The sequence below is a fragment of the Rhodococcus sp. PSi06 genome (assembly GCF_054960675.1).
In genome coordinates this window covers 1-3,660 of the sequence record NZ_JBHNYO010000029.1, presented here as the reverse complement: position 1 = coordinate 3,660, position 3,660 = coordinate 1, and the positions used below count along the sequence as shown (strand labels likewise).

General features: G+C 55.1%; 2 rRNA genes. Both read right to left on the bottom strand.

Features of this window, described 5'->3' with window-relative positions:
• Positions 1-54 precede the first annotated feature (54 nt).
• Positions 55-3,211, bottom strand: a 23S ribosomal RNA gene (locus ACFI9K_RS24880).
• Positions 3,212-3,570: 359 nt separating this feature from the next.
• Positions 3,571-3,660 (bottom strand): 16S ribosomal RNA (locus ACFI9K_RS24875); the annotation flags it as partial.

The window sequence follows — 3,660 nt, the reverse complement described above, 5'->3', positions numbered from 1 at the left end:
ACTGAACAACTCGTGTGTTGTTTCAGATATTGCACAGTGGACGCGTAGCTTCTTTGTGGTAAGTCCTCGGCCTATTAGTACCAGTCACCTGCATACATTGCTGTACTTCCAGTTCTGGCCTATCAACCCGGTGGTCTGCCGGGGGCCTTACCCCCTCGAGGGGGTGAGAAACCTCATCTTGGAACAGGCTTCCCGCTTAGATGCTTTCAGCGGTTATCCCTTCCGAACGTAGCCAACCAGCGGTGCTCCTGGTGGAACAACTGGCACACCAGAGGTTCGTCCGTCCCGGTCCTCTCGTACTAGGGACAGCCTTCCTCAAGTTTCTTACGCGCGCGGCGGATAGAGACCGAACTGTCTCACGACGTTCTAAACCCAGCTCGCGTGCCGCTTTAATGGGCGAACAGCCCAACCCTTGGGACCTACTCCAGCCCCAGGATGCGACGAGCCGACATCGAGGTGCCAAACCATCCCGTCGATATGGACTCTTGGGGAAGATCAGCCTGTTATCCCCGGGGTACCTTTTATCCGTTGAGCGACACCGCTTCCACTTGCCGGTGCCGGATCACTAGTCCCGACTTTCGTCCCTGCTCGACTTGTCAGTCTCACAGTCAAGCTCCCTTGTGCACTTGCACTCGACACCTGATTGCCAACCAGGCTGAGGGAACCTTTGGGCGCCTCCGTTACATTTTAGGAGGCAACCGCCCCAGTTAAACTACCCACCAGGCACTGTCCCTGAACCAGATCATGGTCCGAGGTTGAGGTATCCAATACGATCAGAGTGGTATTTCAACAACGACTCCACAGTAACTGGCGTCACCGCTTCACAGTCTCCCACCTATCCTACACAAACCGAACCGAACACCAATACCAAGCTGTAGTGAAGGTCCCGGGGTCTTTTCGTCCTGCCGCGCGTAACGAGCATCTTTACTCGTAATGCAATTTCGCCGAGTCTATGGTTGAGACAGCTGAGAAGTCGTTACGCCATTCGTGCAGGTCGGAACTTACCCGACAAGGAATTTCGCTACCTTAGGATGGTTATAGTTACCACCGCCGTTTACTGGGGCTTAAATTCTCAGCTTCGCCATCACTGGCTAACCGGTCCTCTTAACCTTCCAGCACCGGGCAGGCGTCAGTCCGTATACATCGTCTTACGACTTCGCACGGACCTGTGTTTTTAGTAAACAGTCGCTTCTCACTGGTCTCTGCGGCCCACACCAGCTCACACTGCAAGAGTGATCACCGGCAGGGGCCCCCCTTCTCCCGAAGTTACGGGGGCATTTTGCCGAGTTCCTTAACCATAGTTATCTCGATCGCCTCAGTATTCTCTACCTGACCACCTGTGTCGGTTTGGGGTACGGGCCGTGTAACAACTCACTAGAGGCTTTTCTCGGCAGCATAGGATCACTGAATTCGCCTCAATCGGCTACGCATCACCTCTCAGGCTTATATGAACGGCGGATTTGCCTACCGTTCGCCCTACAGGCTTACACCAGTACAACCACTGACTGGCCCAGCTACCTTCCTGCGTCACCCCATCGCTTGGCTACTACCAGATCAGGTCCCACGCATCCACCCGCCCCCGCACACCCGAAGGTGTGAAGTAAGCGAGATTCAGGGTGGTTAGTGTCACTGATTCACCATGGGCGCGGTTACACGGGTACGGGAATATCAACCCGTTGTCCATCGGCTACGCCTGTCGGCCTCGTCTTAGGTCCCGACTCACCCTGGGCGGATTAACCTGGCCCAGGAACCCTTGGTCATTCGGCGGACGAGTTTCTCACTCGTCTTTCGCTACTCATGCCTGCATTCTCACTCGCGCAGCCTCCACACCTGGATCACTCCGATGCTTCCATGGCTGCACGACGCTCCCCTACCCACCCACACACCTGGCTGAACCCTCGCAAGAGAACAGCGGGCTATTGTGTGAGTGCCGCAGCTTCGGTGGTGTACTTGAGCCCCGCTACATTGTCGGCGCAGGATCACTTGACCAGTGAGCTATTACGCACTCTTTCAAGGGTGGCTGCTTCTAAGCCAACCTCCTGGTTGTCTTCGCGACCCCACATCCTTTTCCACTTAGTACACGCTTAGGGACCTTAGCTGGCGATCTGGGCTGTTTCCCTCTCGACTACGAACCTTATCGCCCGCAGTCTCACTGCCACGCTCTCACTCACCGGCATTCGGAGTTTGGCTGATTTCGGTAAGCTTGTAGGCCCCCTAGACCATCCAGTAGCTCTACCTCCGGTGAGAAACACGTGACGCTGCACCTAAATGCATTTCGGGGAGAACCAGCTATCACGGAGTTTGATTGGCCTTTCACCCCTACCCACAACTCATCCCCTCAGTTTTCAACCTAAGTGGGTTCGGTCCTCCACGACGTCTTACCGTCGCTTCAACCTGGCCATGGGTAGATCACTCCGCTTCGGGTCTAGAACACGCCACTACACACCTTGCGGTGATACGCCCTATTCGGACTCGCTTTCGCTACGGCTACCCCACACGGGTTAACCTCGCGACATGCCACTAACTCGCAGGCTCATTCTTCAAAAGGCACGCCATCACCACCAACAGATCAAACTGCTCGACGGCTCTGACGGATTGTAAGCGCACGGTTTCAGGTACTATTTCACTCCCCTCCCGGGGTACTTTTCACCTTTCCCTCACGGTACTAGTCCGCTATCGGTCACCAGGGAGTATTCAGGCTTATCGGGTGGTCCCGACAGATTCACAGCAGATTTCACGGGCCCGCTGCTACTTGGGTATCCACAACGACAGTTGCAATGTTTTCGTCTACGGGACTCTCACCCTCTACGACAGGCCGTTCCAGACCACTTCGACTAACACCACAATTTCTCACTGTCGGCCGATCCGGCAGAATCGACAATGCAAACCCCACAACCCTCCATACGCAACCCCTGCCGGGTATCACACGCACAAAGTTTGGCCTCATCCGCTTTCGCTCGCCACTACTCACGGAATCACTATTGTTTTCTCTTCCTGTGGGTACTGAGATGTTTCACTTCCCCACGTTCCCTCCACACACCCTATATATTCAGGTGCAGGTAACACGACATCACTCGTGCTGGGTTTCCCCATTCGGACACCCTCGGATCACAGCTCGGTTGACAGCTCCCCGAGGCTTATCGCAGCCTCCTACGTCCTTCATCGGCTCCTGGTGCCAAGGCATCCACCGTACGCTCTTCATTACTTACAACAAAGATGCTCGCGTCCACTGTGCAATTCTCAAACAACACACAACCAGAAGAACATCCTGCATCCATCAGACCGACACAACAACAAACCCCGAAAGGCCCACCATCATCCCGCGATAGGGATACGAACTCCCAGCCGTATATGTCTTGCCTAGAAAGAAACACTCACGTGTTCTCTCAGGACCCAACAGTGCATCGATATAGTCCCTGCCGGCGAAACATGGTTTCGCGTTCCGCAGGATCTCATTGTCAGTGTTCCACCCGTGAGCACCGCCGGATGACGTATGCATCCGAAACGGTTTCTGTCGCGTGATCGTCTGCTGACTGTTCAGCAGTGCATCACAGCGAAGAGGCTCCTTAGAAAGGAGGTGATCCAGCCGCACCTTCCGGTACGGCTACCTTGTTACGACTTCGTCCCAATCGCCGATCCCACCTTCGACGGCTCCCTCCC